Consider the following 22,584-nt stretch of genomic DNA (forward strand, 5'->3'; position numbering starts at 1 on the left):
TTGATAAGAATACAAGTAGCATACAGCCGTTGGGGCGCGCGGAGCAACAGGCGGTTCCGGGTCAGGCGAAACCGGCTCGGGCGAAACCGGTTCAGGCCGTGGCGGCCAGGCCGGCGAGCGGTGCCGTGGACGCGCGGCGGCGCGCTTCCCGCTGCAGGTCGCGCGGTGGCCGGCCCAGGGTGCGCAGGAAGGCGCGCCGCATGCGTTCCTCGTCGCCGAAACCCGTCAGGGTCGCCACGCGCGCGATCGAGCTTTCGCCTTCCTCGATCAATGCCCGCGCCGCTTCCAGCCGCAGCTTTTCCACGGCCTTGGCGGGCGACAGTCCTGTCTGCGCCTGGAACGCCCGGCTGAAATGCCGCGGGCTCCAGTGGACCTGGTCCGCCAGCTGTTCAACGCTGAGCGGCTCGCGCAGGTTCTCCCGCGCATAGTCGAGCGCGGCGCGTATGCGGTCCGAATCCGGCTCCAGCTCGGCCAGCGTGGAGAATTGCGACTGCCCGCCGCTGCGGCGGTAATGGATGACCATCTTGCGCGCCACCGCGCGTGCCGCGTCCGGGCCCAGGTCGTCCGACAGCAGCGCCAGGGCCAGGTCGATGCACGCCGTCATGCCGGCCGATGTCCACAGCACGCCGTCGCTGACGAAGATCTTGTCTTCGTCCATGCGAATCGCGGGATAGCGGCGTTGCAGCTCGTGGGCCAGGGCCCAGTGCGTGGTGGCGCGGCGGCCGTCGAGCAGGCCGGCTTCCGCCAGCAGGAAGGCGCCCGTGCAGATGCTCGCGACCCGCCGCGTACGGCGCGCGACGCGGCGCAGGCTGGCGATCAGCGCCGGCGTGCTGGCGGGAATTTCCACGGCGCCGCCTATCATCAGCGTGTCGAAGTGCCTGCGGCCGATGGGCCGGGTCTGGATACCGACGCCGGACGATGAAGGCACCAGGCCGCCGTCCTGGGACACCACGTCCATGACGTAATGCGCGTCCTTGCCGCGGTCGGTCAGGTGCAGATTGGCCAGTTCGAAGACGGTCAGGGCGGACAGATCCAGGATCTGGAAGCCGGGAAATACCACCAGGGCGATGCGCGTGGTCATGATGTGTCGCGGGCGTTGGTCGATACGCCATTGTAGGACCGCCATGTCCTGGCGGCGCATTTTCCGGATGGCAGGAAAAGTGGGTTTTGCGTCATTTGAGACTTTGGCGCCGGCCCGCAGAATGGCGGCATCGAAAACCTTTCCGGATCACATCATGAACGCCAACTCCAACCACACCGCTTCCCGCCAGCGCACCGCCCTCGTCACCGGCGCGTCGTCCGGCATAGGCGCCATCTATGCCGACCGCCTGGCGCGGCGCGGCTATGACCTGATCCTGGTCGCGCGCGGCGAACAACGCCTGCAGGAACTTGCCGATCGGCTGCAGACTGCCCATGGCCGCAAGGCGGCCGTGGTGGTGGCCGACCTGGGCCAGCGCGACGGCCAGCGCCGCGTGGAAGCGCTGCTGCGCGATGACGCCAGCATCGACGTCCTGGTGAACAACGCTGGCTTCGGCCTGGTCGCGCCCTTCCTGCAGGCCGACCTCGACCGCATGGAAGCCATGATCGACCTGAACGTTACGGCGCTGACGCGCCTGGCCCACGCCGCCGCCGCGGCGTTCCTGGCGCGCGGCAAGGGCGACATCATCAATATTTCTTCCATCGCGGCCATCAATACCGATGTGCTGAACGGCGTCTACAGCGGCACCAAGGCCTACGTCCTGGCGCTGTCGCAAGCGATGCAATATGAACTGCGCGACAAGGGCGTGCGGGTGCAGGCCGTACTGCCTGGCCCCACGGCCACCGAGTTCTGGGGCGTGGCCGGCATGGACCACGCCAAGCTGCCCCAGGATTGGGTGATGAGCGCCGAAGACATGGTGGACGCGTCGCTGGCCGGCCTGGACCAGGGCGAAGCCGTGACCATCCCGTCGTTGCAGGACGGCGAGGACTGGCTGCGCTACGACGCCCAGCGCCAGGAACTGGCGCAACGCCTGGCGGTGGGCAAGCCGGGCCCGCGCTATGGCGTGGGGCGCTGAGCCCGCGGGGAGTTCGGCAAGGTTTGGCAGGAATTGAAGGTTTGTTGTCCCGCGCACGCGCCGTCGCATCGATAGCCTAGTTCGTCACGGGCGCCACGTCGGCGCCCGGTGCATGGACCGACACGACGATGTTCACGACGGCTGCCGCGGGCGGACGCAACGCCCGCGTCCTGGCGCTCTGCCAGGGCCTGTATACCTGCGCGATATCCATAGACCTGACCTTGACCGGGCTGACCGGCTACCAGCTGGCGCCCGACAAGTCGCTGGCGACGCTGCCATTCGCCCTGATCACGGTGGCCGGCGCGGTGACGACCTGGTTCGCGTCCTTCCTGCTGCAACGCTGGGGACGGCGCGCGGGCTTCGTGCTGGGCGCCATGACCTGCGGCGTGGGCGGCCTGGTGTCGGTGTGGGCGGTCTTCCATGCCAATTTCTGGATGTTCTGCGCCGGCACCGCCGCGGTGGGCGTCTTCCAGGCGTTTGCCCAGTACTACCGCCTGGCGGCCGCCGACGCCGTCCCGAATGCCGACAAGAGCCGCGCCATTTCGCTGGTGCTGGGCGGTGGCGTGGTGGCGGCGATATTGGGGCCCGCGCTGGCGAACTGGGCCAAGGATCTTTTCCCGGCCGTCCTGTTCGCGGGCGCCTACCTGATGGTGGCCCTGCTGGGCTTCGCCTCGGCGGCGATCCTGTGGGCTGGGTACCGCGACGGTCCGGATCCCCACGCCGTCCCCGCCCCCGCCGCCACGTCCGGCGTGGCAGGCGGTGTCGCGCCGGCGGAGGCTGCCAGCCCGCCGGAGCGGCCCCTGGCGCAGATCGCGCGCCAGCCGGTGTTCATCGCGGCCATCGCCAACAACGTCGTCGGATCGGTATCGATGATGGCGGTGATGACGGCCGCGCCGCTGGCTGCCGTTGCGTGCTCCCACACGATGGACCAGGGCGCCGGCATCATCCAATGGCACCTGGTGGGCATGTACGCGCCCTCTTTCTTCGCGGGCGCGCTGATCGCCCGCTTCGGGCTGCCGACGGTACTCTACGCGGGCATGGCGCTGAACGTGATCAGCGCGCTGGCGGCCATGGCGTCCACCAGCCTGGACGCGTTCTATGTCTCGCTGTTCGCGCTGGGCGTGGGCTGGAATTTCATGTTCGTGGGCGGCACCACCTTGCTGGCGCGCAGCTACCGTCCGGCCGAACGCGCGGCAACGCAGGGCTGCGCCGAGCTGCTGCGCTATGTCGCGACCGCGCTCGCCACCCTGGCGGCCGGCCCGGTGCTGGAGCGCTTCGGCTGGTTCACGCTGAACGCGGCTATGCTGCCGGTGGTAGCGCTCGCGGCCGCCATGACCCTGTGGTGGCACCTGAAAACACCGAGGATGGAATGACGCGCCCAAGCCCGGACGTACCCGAGGACACATTGCCCGCACAGCGGCGCCTGGTCGTGATGCTGAGCTATCGCGGCGCCAACCTGCTGGACATCAGCGGGCCCGTGCAGGCCTTCGAAACGGCGAACCGGCAGGCCGTGGCGTCGGGCGAACAGCGGTCCCCGCCCTACGACATCGTCGTCGCCTCGGAAAACGGCGGCCCGGTGCTGACCGGCGCCGGCGTGGCGGTCGCCACAGAAGCGCTGGATGCGCTGGCGGGCCGCACCATCGATACCCTGATCGCGCCGGGCGGCAGCACCGACGGCCAGGTGGTCGCCGAGCCGGCGCTGTCACGCTGGATCGCGCGGCAGGCCAGCCAGGCGCGGCGGCTGTGCTCCGTATGCACGGGCACCTTCCTGCTGGCGGAAGCCGGTTTGCTGCAGGGGCTGCGCGTGACGACGCACTGGCGCTGGGCCGGCCGCCTGCAGGCCATGTATCCCGGTTTGCGCGTCGATGCGGAACCCATCTTCATCCAGCAGGACAACATCTGGACCTCGGCCGGCGTGACCGCGGGCATCGATCTGGCGCTGGCCTTGGTCGAGGCCGACCTGGGCCATCGCATCGCGCTGGGAACGGCGCGCGACATGGTCATGTTCATCAAGCGGCCGGGCGGGCAGTCGCAATTCAGCGTACCGCTGCTCGCGCAGCAGGAATCCGGGCAGCCGCAGTTCGCCGAGCTGCATGCCTGGATGGCCGCTCACCTGCATGAGGACCTGCGCGTGGAGCGGCTGGCCGAACAGGCCGGCATGGCGCCGCGCACCTTCGCCCGCGCCTATGTGGCGGCGGTCGGCCGGACGCCGGCCAAGACGGTGGAATGCATGCGTTTCGAGGCGGCCTGCCGGGCATTGGAAGCCAGCGTCGCGCCGCTCAAGCGCATCGCCGCCGATACGGGGCACGGCAGCGAGCAGAACCTGCGCCGCCTGTTCCTGCGCCGGCTGCGCGTCACGCCGCAGCAGTATCGGGCGCGCTTCGCGCCGAACCATCCGCTGCACGCGTGAGCGCCGCGCGGCGCATAAGGGTATGCCTTCCGGCTATGTAGCGGCGTGATAAATTTCACGGCCGTCCGCGCGCCACCCCGTTCTGTTCCATAGGCGCCGGCTTGGAGACATCGCGTGTTCAGCTGGTTCAAGCAAGGCCTGGGCGCGTACGCGCCGGCCCCCGTCGGCGCCAGCAGGCGCGACAAAATCCTGGGCGCCGTGGGCGCGCTGTTCGGCCTGTTAAGCACGGAATGGATCGCCCGCCATGCGCTCGGCGAGGCCAGCCCGTGGTTCATCGCACCCATGGGCGCCTCGGCCGTGCTGGCGTTCGCCGCGCCGGCCAGTCCGCTGGCGCAGCCCTGGTCCTTGATGGCCGGCAATGTCAGCGCCGCGCTGGTCGGCGTGTTCTTCGCGCACCTGATTCCAGCGCCGGGCCTGGCGGCGGCCTGCAGCGTCGCCGCGGCCATCGCCGTCATGTTTGCCCTGCGTTGCCTGCATCCGCCCAGTGGCGCCGTCGCGCTGACCGCCGTGCTGGGCGGCCCTTCCATCGCGCAGCTGGGCTATGGCTATGCCCTGTACCCGGTGGCGATGAATTCCGCGGTGCTGCTGTGCATCGCGGTCGTCTTCAATGGCGTGCTCAAACGCAATTATCCGCACCGCCATGTCCAGGCCGCGCCGGCCGCGCTGAACCGCGCGCCCACGCCGCTGGGCTTCACCAGCGCCGATCTCGACGATGCCCTGCGTTCGCATGACCAGTTGCTGGACATCAGCCGGGAAGACCTGGCCGATATCGTGCTGGAGGCGGAACGCCGCGCCAGCCTGCGTCGCTTCGGCGGCCTGGCCTGCGGGCAGGTCATGCTGCGCGATGCGGTCGCGGTGCGCGATGACGAGCCGCTGGACGCCGCGATGCGGCTGCTGGACCGCCATCGGCTGGCGGCCCTGCCCGTCGTGGATGGCCAGGGCCGTCTGCTCGGTCTGCTGGCGCACGGCGACGCGTCCGCCCGCACGGTGCGGCTGGCGTCGGCGCCTGGACAGACTCCGCCGGCCTTGTCGGCGCGCGATTGCATGCGCTCCGAAGTGGCCTACGCCACGCCCGCCATGCCGGCGATCGAGCTGGCCCGACCGATGGCGTCCGGCATCGCCTGCGTGCCGGTCGTGGACGAGAGCCGCAGGCTGGTCGGCGTCATCCATGCGCCGCAACTGATCGACGCCCTGTATCAGCTGGCGCTGGCTTCCGGCGACTCCGTGGCGGGCAATCGCGCGGCGATACGCACCCTGGACGTCGCCGCCTGAGCTCGCCAACCGACACGCCGCGCCGGTGCGCGACGGCCGGCCTCGTGGCCTATTGCAGCACTTCGCCGTGCACGCCGGCGGCCAGCGTTTCGCTCTCCCAGCGCTTGCGCGGCACCACTTCCGCCACTGGGCCGCCCGGTGAGCGGAACTTGACCGGCAGGTGGCCGGGCTCGGTCAGGATCTCCCCGCCGTTCTTCCTGATCGCCGCGATGAACGCGTCCAGGTCGTCGACTTCCATGCCGATGTGATGGATGCACGGCGAAGGCCCGGCGAATTCCGCTTCGTCCGCATCCGCCGATTCGTATTGGATCAGCGTCAGGTCCATGTAGCCGTCGGTCATGTGGCGGGAGATATGGTCGCCGCGCTTGCCCTTGCGACGCACCGTATTCACGTGGGTATAGCCGAATACGTTCTCGTAGAACGCGCTTTCCCTGTCCAGGTCTTCGACCCGGAAGGCGATGTGCTTGATGGGATTGGGCATGTCTTCCTCCTGGTGGCGCCTGCCGGCCGGCAGGGCGTGCGCCGAGTGTAGGCGCCGGCCCCGGTCGTAGTCAAACGAATCATTCGAATGATTCGAATTGATACAATGATGGCCAGCCTTTCCCGGATCCCGCCATGCCCGCCAGCGCACCTTCGTTCGACCAGCCTCTCTATGAAATCGTCCGTGCCGGAATCGTCGAGCGCCTGCGCACCGGGGTCTGGGCCGCCGGCGACCGGCTGCCGCCGGAACCCGAACTGGCCAGGTTGTTCGGCGTAGGCATCGGGACGGTACGCAGGGCGGTCGAGGCGCTGGTGGCCGAGCGGCTGCTGACGCGCCGTGCCGGGCGCGGCACGGAAGTCGCGCGCTTTACCGACGACCATGCCTTCGACCTGTACTTCAACTACGTCGATCCGACGGGCGCGGCCATCAAGGTGACGGCCGAGTTGCTGTCCTTCGCCAGGGAGCGCGCCACCGCGCGTTTCGCCGCGCTGTTCGGTATCGAACGCAACGGCTCGCTCGCCCATGTGGAGAACCTGCGCAGGATGGACGGCGTACCGGTGATGCTGGACCGGCTGTGGATGCCCTTGAACGTGTTCCCCAACCTGTCCGGCCAGGATTTCGCGGCGCGGCGCGGTTCGATCTACGGCTACTACCAGGAACGCTACGGCGTGTCGGTCGTGCGCGTGCAGGAGGACGTCACCGCCGCGGATGCCGACGCCGGCGTGGCCGCGGCCTTCGGACTCAAACCAGGGACCTCGGTGTTGCAGGTCGAGCGTACGGCGTATACCTTCCAGGACAAGCCGGTGGAATTCCGGCGGCGCTACGTGGACACGCGGTATTGCGCGTATCGCAACGTGCGCGGCCTGCAGGATTGATCCGCCCGGCCCCCGCGGGCGGGAAGGTTCAGGACTGGTCGCGCCGCTGCGCGCGCCAGGCCTGGTAGCGTGCCTGGTTCTCGGCATTGGGCGGATACAGGCCCGGCAGCTGCGCGCCGCCTTCCACCTGTTCCATGATCCAGGCCTCCTGCTGTTCCTGTTCGACGGCGGCCTGCACGACTTCTTCCAGCAGGGCGGCGGGTATCAGCACGGCGCCGTCGGCGTCGAGCACGATGACGTCATTGGGAAACACCGCCACGCCGCCGCAGCTGATGGCTTCCTGCCAGCCGACGAAGGTCAGGCCGGCCACCGAGGGCGGCGCCGCCGCGCCGCGGCACCATACCGGCAGCTGCGTACCCAGCACGCCGGCCAGGTCCCGCACCACGCCGTCGGTCACCAGCGCCGCCACGCCACGCTTGCGCATGCGCGCGCACAGGATGTCGCCGAAGATGCCGGCGTCCGTCACGCCGAGCGCGTCGACGACGGCGATGCAGCCATCGGGCATCGCTTCGATCGCGGCCCGCGTGGATATCGGCGACGCCCATGACGCCGGCGTCGCCAGGTCTTCCCGTGCCGGGACGAAACGCAGGGTGAAGGCCCGCCCCACGATACGGGGGCTATCCGACCGCAATGGCGCCGCGCCGCGGATCCAGACATTGCGCAGGCCTTTCTTCAGCAGAACGGTGGTCAATGTCGCCGTGGTGATGTGCGTCAGGGCCTGGACGATGCTGCCATCCAGCGGTGCGGCTTGCGTGGTCATGTGGGTGTTCTCCTGGTCAACCCTTGAGGCAGGTGCTCATGAAGGTCTTGCGCTGGTCGCCCTTCAGCGCCTGCTTGCTGGCCTGGGCATTGCAGTCCTTCATCTTCTGTTGTTGCGGCGTCAGGGTGGCGGCGGGCTGTTCGCCTTTCAGACAGGCGCTCATGGCGGATTTGTAGGTGTCGCCGGTCTTGCCCTTGTTGGCGGCGCTGCATTTCGCCATCCGCTCCTGTTGCGGCGTGGGGGTCTTGGCCGGCGCGGTGGTCTGCGCCATCGATACCGAAGCGGCCAGGCTTGCCGCCATGGCGGCCATGATCAACGTGCGATGTCGAAAAAGCATGATGTCCTCTCGATAAGAGGGCCGGCCGCGTGTCGTCCTGCATGCTCGCGCGTACGCCTGCCGCCCCTGCACACGCCGGCGCGCTCCGCCGGTGCGGCGATCATGTTCCAAAGCCGGGCCGCTCGCAAGAGGGCAAACGCGGGATGTCCCTAGGTTGCCGCTGGCAGCCGCCCGCCGCTAGCATTGAAAATTCCAAGATCGTGAAAATTTCATTTCCATGGCCCTGTCGAGCGCCGCACGCAAGCCCACGCCGGCGCCGGACGCGCGAGCCGCGGTCCGGCCGCGCGCCGTGCGCCAGGGGCATTCGCTGGTTGACCTCTGGCTGGGCGAACAGCTGCGCCAGCTGCGCAAGGACCAGGGCCGATCGCTGGCCGACGTGGCCGGTGCCTGCGGCATGTCCCTGGGCCTGCTTAGCCAGATCGAGCGCGGGCTGAGTTCGATATCGGTGAAGACGCTGCGCTTGCTGGCGCGCGAACTGCGCGTGTCGGCCGACACGCTGCTGCGCAACGCCGAATGCGACGACACGGCCGCCGGCGACAACGTCGAGCGCGCCGGCACGCATCGCATGCTGCGCCTGGACGAAAAAGGCATCGCCAAGGAAGTAGTCACGCCGCCGGCCGCGCGCACCATGGACCTGTGCCGTATCTCCATCGCGCCCGGCGGTTCCACCGGCGACGAGCTGTTCATCACGGACAAGGGCGAACAGGTGGGCGTGGTCCTGAGCGGCCTGCTGGAATTGCGCATCGAAGACCGCGTCATGCTGCTGCGCGCGGGCGACAGCTTCTGCTATGCCAGCCGCACGCCGCGCCGCTGGCGCAATCCGGGCGATATCCGCACGGAAGTGATCTGGGCCATCAGCAACATCGCGGCTGATGCGGATGGCGATGCGACCGCATCGCCGCCCCGGCCTCGGGAAGGACGGCGCCGGCGAACCTAGCGCCCGTTGACCGGAGGACCTTACTTCAACGTCAACGGACTGTGGCTCGCCGCCGCCGGCATGTCAACGTCACGCGATTTCACTTCACGCATAAAAGGACGATCCATGAAGCTCAGATCCATCGCCGCATCCCTGTTCGCCGCGATTTCGCTGGCCGCGGCCGCCACGGCCGGCGCGCAGGCCGTCGTGAAGGTGGGCTCCACGCCCACCGGCAGTCCGTTCACCTTTCTGGATACCAAGACCAATTCCATCGAAGGCGTGATGGTGGACATCATGAAGGCGGTAGGCAAGGAGGCCGGCTTCCAGGTGCAGATCGAACCGATGGCGTTTTCCGCCTTGATCGGGTCGCTGCAGTCCAAGCGCATCGACGTGATTTCCGCCGCGATGTTCATCACGCCGGAACGGCAGAAAGTGGTGTCCTTTTCCGACCCCGTCTACACCTATGGTGAAGGCCTGATGGTGCCCAAGAGCGACACCAAGGAATACACCAGCTTCGCCGACATGAAAGGCATGACCGTGGGCGTGCAGGTCGGCACCGCCTTCGTCAAGCCCATCCAGGACAGCGGTGTGTTCAAGGAGGTCAAGCTCTATGACAATCCGCCCGACATGATGCGCGACGTCAACGCCGGCCGCATCCAAGGCGGCTTCATGGATTATCCGATCGCGGCCTACACCATCAACCAGAATGCCAGCGGCGCCTTCAGCAACCTGCGCATGGTCAAGAGCTACAAGCCCGCCGTGACCGGCAGCGTCGGTATCGCCACGCGCAAGGACGATCCCGAGTTGCTGAAGAAGATCGACACGGCGCTGAAGAAGCTGAAGGCCGACGGCACGGTCGACGCCATCCTGAAGAAGTGGGGCCTGGCCTGACCCTGACGCAGCCAGGCAACGGGGGATAAAACGATGATGGAATTTTTCCAGGATGCGCGGGAGTACCTGCCCATCCTGTTGCAGGGCGCCAAGCTGACCATACTGGTGACGGTGGGCTCGCTGGCCTTGTCGACGGTGCTGGGCCTGGTCTGGGCCTTGATGCGCGTGTCCGGCATCAAGGCCTTGGCCAGGTTCAGCGCCGGCCTGATCAATGTGCTGCGCGGCATCCCCATCATCGTGCTCCTGTTCTACATCTACTTCGTCATGCCGGATGCCGGCATCGCGCTGACCGCGGTGCAGGCCGCGATCATCGGCCTGGGCATCGCCTACTCGGCCTACCAGGCGGAGAACTTTCGCGCCGGCATCGAGGCGATCGACCGCGGGCAGGTGGAAGCGGCCATGGCGATGGGCATGAGCTGGAGCCTGACCATGCGCCGCGTGGTGCTGCCCCAGGCCGTGCGCATCGTGCTGCCGCCCTACGGCAACATCATGATCATGATGTTGAAGGATTCCTCGCAGGCCTCCACCATCACGGTGGCGGAGCTCGCGCTGCAGGGCAAGCTGATCGCCGTGTCGACCTTCAAGAACGCCACGGTATTCACGCTGGTCGCGCTGATGTACCTGGTGATGTGCGTGCCGCTCATCCTGCTGGTGCGCCACCTCGAGAAAAGGAGCGCCGCCAGATGATCGCGATGCGAGGCGTGCACAAGCGGTTCGGCAGCCTGGAGGTGTTGAAGGGCATCGATGCCGAAATCAGCAAGGGCGAGGTGGTGTGCATCATCGGCCCGTCGGGTTCGGGCAAGTCGACCATCCTGCGCTGTATCAACGGACTGGAGCGCTACAACCAGGGCGAGATCACCGTCGACGGACAGCGCGTGGATTGCGACGCCGCGTCCATCGTGTCGATCCGCACGCAGGTGTCCATGGTGTTCCAGCGCTTCAACCTGTTCCCGCATCGAACCGCGCTCGAGAACGTCATCGAAGGGCCGATCTACGTCAAGGGCGAGCCGCGCGCGCAGGCCACCGAGCGTGGACGGGAATTGCTGGCCAGCGTCGGCCTGGCCGACAAGGCCGATGCGCATCCGCCGCAGCTGTCCGGCGGCCAGCAGCAGCGCGTGGCGATCGCGCGCGCGCTGGCGATGCAACCCAAGGCCATCCTGTTCGACGAGCCGACGTCCGCGCTGGATCCCGAACTGGTGGGAGACGTGCTGGGCGTCATGCGCAAGCTGGCCGACGACGGCATGACCATGGTCGTGGTCACCCATGAAATCAGCTTCGCTCGTGAAGTGGCCGATCGCGTGCTGTTCTTCGACGGCGGCGTGGTGGTGGAACAGGGCGTCGCGCGCGAAGTGCTGAATCATCCCACTCATCCGCGCACGCAGGATTTCCTGCGCCGCGTGCTGCATCCCATGTAAGGACCACCTCATCATGCCGCAAGCTCAGAGCCGCAGCGCCGCCGACGGCGTGTTCGATGGCGACGGAAAGGGGCCTTTTCCCCTGTCGCCATCCCTGTGGGCGGCCACCGCCGGCACGGCGCCGCCCACCGAGGCCCTGGCGGGCGCGGCCAGCGCCGACGTGCTGGTGATCGGCGGCGGCTACGCCGGCCTGAGCACCGCGCTGCACCTGGCGGAGCGCGGCGTGAATGTCGTCGTGCTGGAGGCGCAGCAGATCGGCTTCGGCGGCTCGGGCCGCAATGGCGGCCAGGTCATCCCCGGCTTGAAGTACGACCCGGACGAGCTGCTGGCGCACTACGGACCGGAACGCGGCGAGCAGGTCATACACTTCGCCGGACGCACGGCCGATATCGTCTTCGACCTGATCGAGCGGCACGGCATGGATGTACCGCGCACGCGCGCCGGCTGGATCCAGGGCGCCCATACCCCACAGGCGCTGGCGCTCGCGCACAAGCGCGCGGCGCAGTGGGCGCGACGGGGCGTCGATACGCGCCCGCTGGACCGCGCACAGGTCGGCGCGCTGCTGGGCACGGACAAATACCTGGGCGGTTGGATGGACACCCGCGCCGGCGCCATACAGCCCCTGAGCTACGTGCGCGGACTGGCGCGCGCGGCGATGAATGCGGGGGCCCGTGTCCACACGGCCAGCCCGGTGACGGACCTGCGGCGCGACGGCGGCACATGGATCGCCACGACGGTCTCCGGCGCCACCGTCGCCGCCGACAGGGTGGTGATGTGCACCAATGCCTACGGCGCCGGCCTGTGGCCAGGACTGAAGCCGACCATCATCGACGCCAATACCTTCCAGGTGGCCACGCAGCCGCTGCCGGAGGATGTGCGGGCCGGCATCCTGCCGCAGGGTCAGGTGTGTTCGGATACCCGCAACCTGCTGCTTTACTTTCGCCAGGATCACCAGGGCCGTCTGCTGATGGGCGGGCGCGGGCCGTTCCGCGAGCCGCGCAGCGTGGCGGACTGGCGCCATCTCGAGCGGGTCATGGTGAAGATGTTCCCGCGCGTGGCCGGCGTGCCTTTCGAATTCCGCTGGTGCGGCCGGGTCGCCATCACGCGCGACTATCTGCCGCATCTGCATGAGCCCGAACCCGGCCTGCTGATCGACATCGGCTGCCAGGGACGTGGCGTCGGCTTGCAGACCGCCATGGGCAAGGCGATGGCGGACTACATCGTCACGGGCTCGGCCGCGTCGCTGCCCGTGCCGCTGTCGCCCATCAAGCCTTTTCCGCTGTACGGTCTGCGGCGTGTCTACGTGAATGCCGTCGTGACCTGGTATCGGCTGACGGACGGCGGCGTTTGACGCATCGCTTGAGCCGGATCACAGGGGGCGCCTTTCGCGGTGCGGCTGCCGGGAAGCGCCAGGCATGCGATGGGCAGCGGCCGGCGGTAGCGCCGCGTTTGTATTGAGGTTAACCATTATTCCAACCCGCGGCCCGGCTTCCTAAGATGCCGGTTCCACCATCGCGGCGGATGTCTTTCTAGCGGGGGTTTTCCCTGCCAACGGCGCGATACGTTCGGAGGACAAGTTTCTTGGCCAGTACAGCTCATCCCGCAGCGGGTGCGTCGCCCGCGGCGCGGCGCGGCACCCGTTTTCCCTGGGCCAGGTTCCTGCATCGCGCGTTCGTGGCATCGATGTACGGCTTCATGCTGTGCCCCCTGGTCGTGGTGGTGTGGCTCAGTTTCTTCAAGGACGCCATCCTGTATTTCCCGCCATCGGGTTATACCGTCCAGTGGTACGTCAAGGCCTGGGCCAACGACGCCTTCGCCAATGGCTTCGTTTTCAGCCTGCAGGTGGCCCTGCTGGCGGCGGCGTGCGGCGTCGTGCTGGGCGTCATGGCCGCGCTGGCGATCGTGCGCTACCGCTTTACGGGGGCGGCCTGGGTCAACACCATGCTGCTGTCGCCGCTGCTGGTGCCCGGCATCGTCGCCGGCATCGCCATCTACCTGTTCTATCTGCGCGCGGAAAACCTGCTGGACCGCGATATCGTCGGCACCTACGGCGGCCTGGTCGCGGCCCATGTGTGCCTGACCATTCCGTGGACCGTGCGCCTGGTGACGGCCAGCATGGCGGGCCTGGATCCTTCCATCGAGGAGGCGGCGCGCAATCTGGGCGCGAGCGGCCGCGTGGCGTTCATGCGCATCACGCTGCCCATGCTGCGTCCCGCCATCGTCGCGGCGGGCCTGTTCAGCTTCATCGTCTCGTTCGAGAACCTGGAATTGTCGCTGTCCCTGGTCGGACCGGGGCGGACCACCCTGCCCATCGCCATCATGCAGTACCTGGAATTCAATCTGGATCCGACCATCGCCGCCGTCTCGTCCGTGCAGATACTGCTGCTGGGACTGATCATGCTGGTGACCGATCGCTTCGTCAAACTCAGTCAGGTGGTATAGCCGATGGCCAAGGTCTCACTGGAACATCTGCACAAGCAGTTCGGCGCGTCGGTAGCCGTGGCCGACTTTTCGCTGGAGATCGCCGACGGCGAGCTGGTTGCCTTCCTGGGGCCCAGCGGCTGCGGCAAGACCACCACCCTGCGCATGATCGCCGGATTCCTGGCGCCATCCGCCGGCACCATCCGTATCGGCGGCAAGGACATCACGGACCTGCCCGTCCACAAGCGCGACACGGGCATGGTGTTCCAGCGTTATGCCCTGTTCCCGCACATGACGGTGGCGCAGAACGTCGCCTTCGGGCTGGAGATGCACAAGGTGCCCGCGGCCGAGCGCGATGGCCGCATCCGCGACGTGCTGGACATGGTGCGCATGACCGCGCTGCGCGACCGCTATCCGCGCCAGCTGTCGGGCGGGCAGCAGCAGCGCGTGGCCATCGCCCGCGCGCTGGCCATCCAGCCCAAGGTCTTCCTGCTGGACGAGCCGCTGTCCAACCTGGACGCCAAGCTGCGGCTGGAAGTGCGCGAAGAGATCCGCGCCTTGCAGCAGCGGCTGGGACTGACCACGATTTTCGTGACGCACGATCAGGAGGAAGCCCTGGCCGTGGCCGATCGCATGGCGATCATGCATGACGGCAAGGTACAGCAGGTGGGCTCCCCGGACGCCCTGTACGAGCGGCCCGCCAATCTGTTCGTGGCGGACTTCCTTGGCAAGATGAATTTCTTCCGTGGCGGGCTGGCCGACGGTGGCGTGTTCGGTACCGAGCAAGGCGCGCGCATCCACGTCGCCGGCGCGCTGGCCGGCGCGCGGCATGTGGGCGTGAGACCGGAACGCGTGCGCCTGTCGGCGCAGCCTGGCGGCGGCAATGCGTTGCCCGGCGTGGTGGAATCCACGGTCTACCTGGGGGCCCAGCTCGAAGTTCGCGTCAAGCTGGAAAACGGCGAGGCCATCGTCAGCCAGCTGCCCAACGATGCCGGCTGGAAGTCGGCCCTGCCCGCCGCCGGGACGGGCGCGGCGCCAGGCCCGGGCAGCCGTGTGTACGCCTGCTTCGACGCCGCCGATTGCGTCACGTTCGCGGACTGAGGCGCCCATGAGTGCATCGGCATCCGTTCCCGCGTCCACGGCGGCTTCCACCACCCGGCCCGTGCCGCTGGGCGCCGGCCTGGCCTTTCCGGCGTCGCTGGTGGTGCTGCTGATCATCATGGTGCCCCTGCTGCAGCTTGTCCGGTACAGCTTCAATCACTTCGATCCCAGCGAGATGATGCAGCAGGCGTTCACGCTGGAGAACTACGCCCGGTTCTTCGCCGATCCCTACTACCGCAACGTGTTCCTGACCACGATAGGCGTGGCCGCGCTGTGCACGGTGCTGGCCCTGGTGCTGGGGTTCCCGGTGGCCTACTTCCTGGCCAGGACGGAAAGCCGCTACAAGAGCCTGTTCGTCATCCTGCTGGTATTTCCATTGATGGTGGGCAGCGTGGTGCGCGCGGCCGGGTGGATGGTGATCCTGGGCAACGCCGGCATCGTCAATGCGGTGCTCAAGCGCCTGGGACTGATCGAGCATTCCCTGCAGCTGATGTACACGCCCACGGCGGTGGTGATCGGCACCACCGCCGTCGTCATGCCCTACCTGATCCTGACGCTGCAAAGCGTGCTGGAAGGCATGGATTTTTCGGTGGAGGAAGCCGCCCGCAACCTGGGCGCGGACTTCTTCACGACGTTTCGCCGCGTCGTTCTGCCGATCGCCGCGCCCGGTGTCGCGGCGGGCACCATGCTGGTCTTCATCCTTTGCATGAACGCCTACGCCACGCCGGTGCTGCTGGGCGGCACCGGCCTGACGATGATGGCGCCCGCGCTGTACGACCAGATCACCCGCGCGTCCAACTGGCCGTTCGGATCGGCCATGGCGCTGATACTGGTCTGCGCGACCCTGTTGATGGCATTGTTGTCCAACTGGCTGATCCATCGCCGCTATGTGAAAACCATGGCGTCCTGATCTCGATCGCCATCCACCCACCAAGACACGCGCCGGGAGGCCGAGTATGACCGCAGTCCTGTTCGAGAACGCCAATCTGCTGGACCCCGACTCGCCGGAGCTGCGCGAAGGCATGCACGTGCTGGTGGAAGACGGCGCGATCAAGGAAGTCTCCGACCGTCCGATAGGCGCGCGGTCGGCCCGCGCCATCGACGTGCGCGGGCGCACGCTGATGCCGGGGCTGATCGACCTGCATGCGCACGTCATGGCGACCCAGTTGAACCTGAGCACGCAAGGCATGCTCCCCGACGCGCTGGTCATGATGCGCGCGGTGCCGATCATGGCGGCCATGCTGCGCCGCGGATTCACCACCGTGCGCGACGCCGGCGGCGCCGGCTGGGGCCTGAAGTGCGCCGTGGAAGAAGGCACGCTGGTGGGGCCGCGCCTGTTCATCTCCGGCCGCGCCATCAGCCAGACCGGCGGGCATGGCGATCCGCGTCCGCGTTCCGATCACCTGCGGCCCATGAGCTTCTGCGGTTGCTGCTTTCGCGCGGGCGACATCGGCCGCGTGGCCGACGGTGTCGATGAGGTGCGCCGGGCCGTGCGGCAGGAACTGCAGATGGGCGCGGACCAGATCAAGATCATGGCGTCCGGGGGCGTGGCGTCGCCCACCGACCCGATTGCGTCCTTCGGTTATTCCGAAGACGAGATCCGCGCCATCGTCGCGGAGGCGCGCGGCCGCCAGACCTATGTGCTGGCCCATGCCTATACCGCTGAAGCGATCAGCCGCGCCGTCAAATGCGGCGTGCGCACCATCGAGCACGGCAACCTGATCGACGAGGACGCCGCCGCCGTCATGGCGACGCATGGCGCCTATGTGGTGCCGACGCTGGTCACCTACGAGGCCCTGGCCAACGAAGGCGCCGACTACGGCCTGCCGCCCGACAGCGTCGCCAAGATCGCCACGGTGCGTACCGCGGGCCTGAAGTCGCTGGAAATCTACAAGCGGGCGGGGGTCAAGATGGGCTACGGATCGGACCTGCTGGGGCCGTCGCAGCGGCTGCAGAGCGACGAGTTCCGCCTGCGGACCCAGGTGCTGACGCCGCACGAGGTCATACAGAGCGCCACCAGCGTGGCCGCCGAAGTGCTGCGCATGGAAGACCGCCTGGGCCGTATCGTCCCGGGCGCCATCGCCGACGTGCTGGTGGTCGACGGCAATCCCTACAAGGACGTGTCCTGCCTGCTGGGCCAGGGCGACCACATCGATCTGGTCATGAAGGACGGCAAGATCTTCCACGGTGCGGCGGAGGCCTGAGCGATGGCGATCGATAACCCCTATGCCAATGTCGATGTCGGCGAGGAATCGCGCGCGCTGAACGCGGCCAAGGGCTGGCATCCGCCGACGGCCGCCAGCGCGCGCGATCGCGGCGATGGTCCGTTCAAGCGGCTGGTCCTGCGCGGCGCGACCGTCATCGACGGTACCGGCGCGCCACCCTGGGGACCGGTGGACATCGTGGTGGAAAACGACCGCATCGCCGCGCTGGTGCTGGTGGGCACGCCGCACAAGCCCATCAACCCCGACCGCCGTCCGGCCGCCGGCGACCATGAAGTCGATTGCCACGGCAAGTTCGTGACGCCGGGCTTCGTCGATGCGCACGCGCATATCGGCACGCCATACCACACCATGAGCGGCGTGGCGCCGCCCGCCGACTACATCTACAAGCTCTGGCTCGCGCATGGCGTGACGACCGTGCGCGAAATGGGCTCCATGAACGGCCTGGGCTACAACCTGGACCAGAAGGAGAAATCCGAGCGCAACGAAATCGCCGCGCCGCGCATCCTGGCGCACGTGGTGTTTCCCGCGGTCAACGATCGCGTCAAGACCATCCATACCCCGGAGCAGGGGCGCGAGTGGGTGCGCAAGATCAAGGCGCGCGGCGCCGACGGCATCAAGTTCTTCGGCGCGCCGCCCGCCATCATGCAGGCCGCGCTGGACGAGGCCCGCAAGGTCGGCCTGCGATCCGGTTGCCACCATGCGCAGATGGCGGTCACGCGCGTCAACGCGCTGAAGTCCGCGCAATGGGGGCTGACGAGCTCCGAGCATTACTACGGCCTGCCCGAAGCCTTGTTCGAGAACCGCGTGGTGCAGGACTTCCCCACGGACTACAACTACGGCGACGAGTACTTCCGCTTTGCGCTGGCTGGCCAGACCTTCATGCAGGCGGCCCAGCCCGGCAGTGCCAAATGGCGCGAGGTCATGGATCGCTTCCTGGAGCTGGACCACACCTTCGTGCCCACCTTCAACATCTACGACGCCAACCGCGACCTGATGCGGGCGCGGCGCGCCGACTGGCACGACGACTACACCTGGAATGCCATCTGGAAGTACTTCCAGCCGCAGCGGGGCGGCCATGGCGCCTATTGGTACCGCTGGAGCACGACCAACGAGATCGAGTGGAAGCAGAACTACCGCCTGTGGATGCAGTTCATCAACGAATACAAGAACCTGGGTGGCCGGGTTTGCGCCGGCAGCGATTCCGGCTTCATCTTCCAGATCTACGGCTTCGGTTTCGTGCGCGAGCTGGAATTGCTGCAGGAAGCGGGCTTCCATCCCCTGGAGGTGCTGCGCGCGGCCACGTCGCTGGGCGCCGACCTGCTGGGCGTAGGCGACGACACCGGTTCGGTGGACGTGGGCAAGCGCGCGGACCTGCTGGTGCATGACCAGAACCCGCTGGAGGATTTCAAGCTGCTGTACGGCACCGGCGCCATGCGACTGAACGACGAGACCGGCAAGGTGGAGTGGAAGCGGTCGTTGCGGCATACGGTGAAAGGCGGCGTGGTGTACGACACCGAGCAGCTGCTTGCCGACGTGCGGGCCCTGGTCAAGGACAGCTGGGAAGGAGATCCGGATGGACCGCCCCACGCCCGTTGAGCTGATCGTCCTGTCGGGCTTCCTGGGGAGCGGCAAGACCAGCCTGCTGGTCGACTTCCTGCGCACGGACGACGCCGGCGATACCGGCGTGATCGTCAACGAGGTGGGCGAGATCGGCGTGGACGGCGCCATCGTGGCCGACGGCGGCGGTGGCGTGCCGATGACCCTGCTGGCCAACGGTTGCGTATGCTGCTCGCTGCGTAGCGGACTGGTCGATACCGTGCATGCGCTGTTGAACGCGCCGCGTCCCGATGGCAGACCGCTCGCCCGCATCATCCTGGAAACCAGCGGACTGTCGCGGCCCGGACCCATCATCGCGTCGCTGGCGGATCCCGAGCTGACGGGCCGTGGCCTGCGGCTCAGCGTGGTGACGACCTATGACTGCGCGCGCGGCCCGCTGGGCGACGAGCAGTTCGAAGAGGCCGCCGCGCAATTCGCCGCCGCGCAGCGGATCGTGCTGACCAAGACCGACCTGGCCCTGTCCGGCGCCGGCGACGACGGTGGGCTGGACCTGCATGCGGCGCGCGCGCGAGCCATGAACCCCCTGGCCCAGATCGTGGCGGAAGCGGATCGCGAGCGTGCCGTCCATGAGGCGTTCGCGCCGCTGGCGACCGCGCCGGCCGTGTCGGCCGCGGAAATGGCGCTGGCCGCCTTGAACGCCGTCGGCGCCGACGCCAGGGCGGGACGGGACGCCAGGACCGATCATCCGCGCATACGTGTGTGGCGCGGCACGGTGCGGCAGCCCGTGGCATGGTCGGCCGTTTCCACCTGGCTGGATGATCTGGCGGGACTGTGCGGCGATCGCCTGCTCCGCCTGAAGGCCTTGCTGCGCGTGAGCGATTGCGCCGAGCCGGTGTTGATACAGAGCGTGGGCACGACCTTCGGCATGCCGCGCCGCATGGCGACCTTGTCGCCCGATCAGGATGTGCTGATCGTCATCACCCGGGACCTGGATGGCGAGGCCTTGCGCGACCTGCCTTCCGATGCGCCCGTTTCCCTGCGGGCGGTCGCATGACCGTCCCGCTCTTCAATTCAATTCCTGGATGGGAGTCGTTCATGAACCACGAAAGCTCGCGGCGCCGCCGTTTCCTGAAGACCGCTGGCGGCCTGGCCCTGGCGCCGGCCTTGCCGCTGCTGCCCGGACAGGCCCTTGCGGCCGGCAAGGAAGTAATCGTCGGCACCTGGGGCGGCGATTACCAGAACCTGCTGCAGCAATATATTTCGCCGCTGGTGGCCAAGCAGGACATCAGCGTGGTGTTCGACACGGGCAATGCGGTGCCGCGCCTGACCAAGCTGCGGTCCGAACGCAATTCGCGACGCGGCAGCATGGACGTGGCGCTGCTGGGCGAAGTCGACATGTACGACGGGTCGCGGTCGGGGGCCTTGTCGCCCATCCAGGAACATCAGTCCGCGCTGCCCAACCTGGCGAATGTGTACGACCAGTTCAAGACGCCGTACTCCATTCCGCATATCTTCAGCGCGATGACGCTGGTCTACAACACGCAGCAGTTCTCGTCGCCGCCGGATTCGGTGCAGCTGATGCTGGACCCGAAGTACAAGGGCCGTGTCGGTTTTTCCGACATCCTGTACCTGTACAACGGCCTGTTCCTGGGCGCCGGCCAGAGCGGCGGGCGCTTCGAGAGCTTCGAGCCCGGCAAGAAATTCCTGGAGCAGCTGGCGAAGAACAAGCCGCGCGTCTATCCCTCCAACGAAGCGGTGGCGACCGCGTTCAAGTCCGGCGAGATTTGGATGGCCTGCATGTGGAAGGCGCGCGCGCTGCAATGGCGCGACGCGGGCCTGCCGCTGGGATTCGCCATTCCCAAGGAAGGCACCATACCGGTGACGTTCGAGGGCGCGGTGCCGAAGAATGCGCGCAATCCCGATGCGGCCTGGGTCTACCTGAATTCCCTGCTGGAGCCGGAAGGGCAGGTGCATTTCGCGCGCGCCATGGGCTACGCGCCCACCGTGCGCAACGCGCCGCTGCCGCCGGACCTGCAGCAACGCGTCGGCTTCACCGACGATGAGCTCAAGCGCATCTATCCCTACGATCTGGAAAAGCTGGTGGCGACCAAGGCCGAGTTCCTGGACTACTGGACCAAGTCGTTCAAGGGCGCGTTGTAGGGAAAGCTTGCTCGAGCCGCTACGTGGCGGAAGGCGCGGGATGCGGATGGCGAGCCGCTAGCGCGGCTTCGCCCTTTCCGCTTCCTGCAACTGACGCCATGCGATCTTTCCTGTCGCCAGCCTGGGAAGATCGGCGACGAATTCGACCAGCCTCGGATACTTGTAGGCCGCCATCCTGGCCTTGCACCAGTCGATGATGGCGGTCTCCGAGATGCGGCCCGCGGCGTCGTCCTTCAGGACGATGACGGCTTTCACGGTTTCGCCCCGATAAGGGTCCAGCGCGGCGATCACGCAGGCTTCGCGCACGTCCGGGTGCTCGTGCAGCAATGCCTCGATTTCCGTGGGCCATACCTTGTAGCCGGACGCATTGACCATGCGCTTCAGGCGGTCGACGATGAAGAAGTAGCCCTCGTCATCCGCGTAACCCAGGTCTCCGGTGCGGAAGAATCGTTGGCCGCCCAGCGTGACGAATGCGTCGTGCGTCGCCTGTTCGTTTTTCCAATAGCCGGCAAACAGCTTGTCGCTGCATATGACGATCTCACCCACTTCGTTCGTCGAAAGCTCGCGCAAGGTCGCCGGGTCGATGATGCGGGCGTCGGTGTCGAACAAGGGAATGCCCAGGCATTGGCGCTTGAAGTGGATGGCGGGGTTTCCCGTGAATGGCATGCCCTCGGACAGGCCATAGCCTTCCAGGAAATCAACGCCGAGCAGGGCCTTGATACGTTCGCCCACGGCCTGCGGCATGCCGGCGCCGCCGCCGCCCACGCGCTTGAGCGAACGTAGATCGTAGCTGGCCAGGTGCTCGCTCGCCAGGAAATCGATCATCACGGTGGGCATGGTGTTCCAGTGGGTGACTTTGTGGGTCGCGATAAGTTCGGCCGCCTTGTCCCGGTTCCACCGCTGCAGCAATACCAGCGTGCCCCCCACATAGATAGGCGTATTCATCATGTTCTGCATGCCGGTGATGTGAAAGAACGGCAGTGCCGCCAGGACCACGGTGTCGAAGCGCATGGCCATCCAGTGGGCAACCGAGTTGACGCTGGCCATCATCGATCGGTTCGTATGCATGCAGCCCTTGGGCTTGCCCGTGGTGCCGGAGCTATACAGAATGACCGCGAGCCGGTCGGGATCGTGGTCGCAAGGCGCGACCGGCGCAAGCCCGGCCGCGAGGGCGGTCTTGAACCCGTGCATTGCCATTCCCGCGCCGTCCGCCACGCCCGGCCTGTCCGTGCTCACGGCATCCGCATCGGTGATGATGACGCCAACGAGGGCGGAGACGCTGTCCATCGCCATCAATTCACCTGACATGGCGTTGTCGCAAAAAACGACGCGCGCCTGCGTGTCCGTTCGATAATGCTCCAGCTCGGCCCGCTTGTTCATCGGATTCACCGGAACCACCACGGCGTTGAGCCGCAGGATTGCATGGTAGGCAACGACGAATTCGCGCGAGTTCTGCATGTAGACCATGACAGGATCCGAGCCGCGTACTCCCAGCTCCCGTTCCAGAAACCCCGCCATGCGCTCCACGGCCGCCAGCAATTCGCGGTAGGTCAGCGCCCCGCGTTCGTCGATCAGTACGGCCTTGTCCGGGAAACGGGTGGCCGAGACGAACAGGTTGAAATAAAGATTGGTGGCCGGTGTCGTCAGCCCGTAGGGAAGATGCGTCGGCCAACGAGCGATGTCTTGCGGTGTCATGGGTGAGCCTGCTC

At 67.3% G+C, this 22,584-nt stretch carries 22 protein-coding genes; 17 read left to right on the forward strand and 5 right to left on the reverse strand.

What is annotated here, in order from left to right; all coding sequences use genetic code 11:
* Positions 1 to 91: 91 nt before the first annotated feature.
* Entirely contained in the window at positions 92 to 1,081 is a 990-nt protein-coding gene (locus tag CAL12_RS01285; RefSeq protein WP_086067608.1) for a GlxA family transcriptional regulator, read from the reverse strand.
* Between the two features lie 154 nt (positions 1,082 to 1,235).
* Between CAL12_RS01285 and CAL12_RS01290 the strand changes: the two genes are divergently transcribed.
* The 4 genes from CAL12_RS01290 to CAL12_RS01305 all read left to right on the forward strand — a co-directional run bounded on the left by CAL12_RS01290 (position 1,236) and on the right by CAL12_RS01305 (position 5,736).
* On the forward strand, positions 1,236 to 2,054 hold the full coding sequence (locus tag CAL12_RS01290) for an SDR family NAD(P)-dependent oxidoreductase (protein ID WP_086067609.1): 819 nt from the start codon (positions 1,236 to 1,238) through the stop codon (positions 2,052 to 2,054).
* Positions 2,055 to 2,182: 128 nt separating this feature from the next.
* The gene (locus CAL12_RS01295) at positions 2,183 to 3,427 is read left to right on the forward strand and encodes an MFS transporter (RefSeq protein WP_086062825.1); all 1,245 of its coding nucleotides are present in this window, start codon (positions 2,183 to 2,185) and stop codon (positions 3,425 to 3,427) included.
* A complete protein-coding gene (locus CAL12_RS01300; RefSeq protein WP_086062826.1) occupies positions 3,424 to 4,464 on the forward strand; it encodes a GlxA family transcriptional regulator in 1,041 nt (346 codons plus the stop codon). Before CAL12_RS01295 ends, CAL12_RS01300 begins: the two co-directional genes overlap by 4 nt.
* 114 nt (positions 4,465 to 4,578) lie before the next feature.
* Positions 4,579 to 5,736 (forward strand): HPP family protein, encoded by a 1,158-nt coding sequence (locus tag CAL12_RS01305; RefSeq protein WP_086062827.1) that lies wholly within the window; start codon positions 4,579 to 4,581, stop codon positions 5,734 to 5,736.
* A gap of 49 nt (positions 5,737 to 5,785) precedes the next feature.
* Here CAL12_RS01305 and CAL12_RS01310 read toward each other — a convergent pair whose 3' ends face one another.
* Positions 5,786 to 6,217 carry a VOC family protein gene (locus tag CAL12_RS01310; RefSeq protein ID WP_086062828.1) on the reverse strand — a complete coding sequence of 144 codons (432 nt, stop codon included), beginning with the start codon at positions 6,215 to 6,217 and terminating at the stop codon, positions 5,786 to 5,788.
* A 134-nt stretch (positions 6,218 to 6,351) separates the two neighbouring features.
* Between CAL12_RS01310 and CAL12_RS01315 the strand changes: the two genes are divergently transcribed.
* Positions 6,352 to 7,092, forward strand: a complete 741-nt coding sequence (locus CAL12_RS01315; protein WP_086062829.1) for a GntR family transcriptional regulator — start codon at positions 6,352 to 6,354, stop codon at positions 7,090 to 7,092.
* A gap of 28 nt (positions 7,093 to 7,120) precedes the next feature.
* Here CAL12_RS01315 and CAL12_RS01320 read toward each other — a convergent pair whose 3' ends face one another.
* Positions 7,121 to 7,852 (reverse strand): ribonuclease activity regulator RraA, encoded by a 732-nt coding sequence (locus tag CAL12_RS01320; protein WP_086062830.1) that lies wholly within the window; start codon positions 7,850 to 7,852, stop codon positions 7,121 to 7,123.
* A gap of 16 nt (positions 7,853 to 7,868) precedes the next feature.
* Complete coding sequence (locus tag CAL12_RS01325) at positions 7,869 to 8,189, reverse strand: PsiF family protein (RefSeq protein WP_086062831.1); 321 nt, start codon at positions 8,187 to 8,189, stop codon at positions 7,869 to 7,871.
* A 217-nt stretch (positions 8,190 to 8,406) separates the two neighbouring features.
* Here CAL12_RS01325 and CAL12_RS01330 point away from each other — a divergent pair, with 217 nt between their 5' ends.
* The 12 genes from CAL12_RS01330 (at position 8,407) to CAL12_RS01385 (ending at position 20,875) form a co-directional block, all read left to right on the forward strand.
* Positions 8,407 to 9,126, forward strand: a complete 720-nt coding sequence (locus CAL12_RS01330) for a helix-turn-helix domain-containing protein (RefSeq protein WP_086062832.1) — start codon at positions 8,407 to 8,409, stop codon at positions 9,124 to 9,126.
* 105 nt (positions 9,127 to 9,231) lie between these two features.
* Complete coding sequence (locus CAL12_RS01335; RefSeq protein WP_086062833.1) at positions 9,232 to 9,996, forward strand: ABC transporter substrate-binding protein; 765 nt, start codon at positions 9,232 to 9,234, stop codon at positions 9,994 to 9,996.
* Between the two features lie 33 nt (positions 9,997 to 10,029).
* The gene (locus CAL12_RS01340; protein ID WP_086062834.1) at positions 10,030 to 10,683 is read left to right on the forward strand and encodes an amino acid ABC transporter permease; all 654 of its coding nucleotides are present in this window, start codon (positions 10,030 to 10,032) and stop codon (positions 10,681 to 10,683) included.
* Positions 10,680 to 11,411, forward strand: a complete 732-nt coding sequence (locus CAL12_RS01345; RefSeq protein WP_086062835.1) for an amino acid ABC transporter ATP-binding protein — start codon at positions 10,680 to 10,682, stop codon at positions 11,409 to 11,411. The genes CAL12_RS01340 and CAL12_RS01345 overlap by 4 nt, the downstream gene beginning before the upstream one ends.
* A gap of 13 nt (positions 11,412 to 11,424) precedes the next feature.
* Positions 11,425 to 12,762, forward strand: a complete 1,338-nt coding sequence (locus tag CAL12_RS01350; RefSeq protein ID WP_086062836.1) for an NAD(P)/FAD-dependent oxidoreductase — start codon at positions 11,425 to 11,427, stop codon at positions 12,760 to 12,762.
* Positions 12,763 to 13,094: 332 nt separating this feature from the next.
* Positions 13,095 to 13,853: an ABC transporter permease gene (locus tag CAL12_RS01355; protein WP_086062837.1), complete on the forward strand. Its 759-nt coding sequence runs from the start codon at positions 13,095 to 13,097 to the stop codon at positions 13,851 to 13,853.
* Between the two features lie 3 nt (positions 13,854 to 13,856).
* Positions 13,857 to 14,933, forward strand: coding sequence for an ABC transporter ATP-binding protein (locus CAL12_RS01360; protein ID WP_086062838.1), 1,077 nt, complete (start codon positions 13,857 to 13,859; stop codon positions 14,931 to 14,933).
* A 7-nt stretch (positions 14,934 to 14,940) separates the two neighbouring features.
* Positions 14,941 to 15,843, forward strand: a complete 903-nt coding sequence (locus tag CAL12_RS01365; RefSeq protein WP_086062839.1) for an ABC transporter permease — start codon at positions 14,941 to 14,943, stop codon at positions 15,841 to 15,843.
* A 46-nt stretch (positions 15,844 to 15,889) separates the two neighbouring features.
* Positions 15,890 to 17,137, forward strand: coding sequence for a metal-dependent hydrolase family protein (locus CAL12_RS01370; protein ID WP_086062840.1), 1,248 nt, complete (start codon positions 15,890 to 15,892; stop codon positions 17,135 to 17,137).
* Between the two features lie 3 nt (positions 17,138 to 17,140).
* The gene (locus CAL12_RS01375; RefSeq protein ID WP_086062841.1) at positions 17,141 to 18,754 is read left to right on the forward strand and encodes an amidohydrolase family protein; all 1,614 of its coding nucleotides are present in this window, start codon (positions 17,141 to 17,143) and stop codon (positions 18,752 to 18,754) included.
* Positions 18,732 to 19,769 carry a CobW family GTP-binding protein gene (locus tag CAL12_RS01380; protein WP_086062842.1) on the forward strand — a complete coding sequence of 346 codons (1,038 nt, stop codon included), beginning with the start codon at positions 18,732 to 18,734 and terminating at the stop codon, positions 19,767 to 19,769. The genes CAL12_RS01375 and CAL12_RS01380 overlap by 23 nt, the downstream gene beginning before the upstream one ends.
* 41 nt (positions 19,770 to 19,810) lie before the next feature.
* Entirely contained in the window at positions 19,811 to 20,875 is a 1,065-nt protein-coding gene (locus CAL12_RS01385; protein ID WP_086062843.1) for an ABC transporter substrate-binding protein, read from the forward strand.
* Between the two features lie 57 nt (positions 20,876 to 20,932).
* Here CAL12_RS01385 and CAL12_RS01390 read toward each other — a convergent pair whose 3' ends face one another.
* Entirely contained in the window at positions 20,933 to 22,570 is a 1,638-nt protein-coding gene (locus CAL12_RS01390; protein ID WP_086062844.1) for a long-chain-fatty-acid--CoA ligase, read from the reverse strand.
* Between the last annotated feature and the right edge of the window lie 14 nt (positions 22,571 to 22,584).

Source organism: Bordetella genomosp. 8 (genome assembly GCF_002119685.1).
GTDB lineage: Bacteria > Pseudomonadota > Gammaproteobacteria > Burkholderiales > Burkholderiaceae_B > Bordetella_C.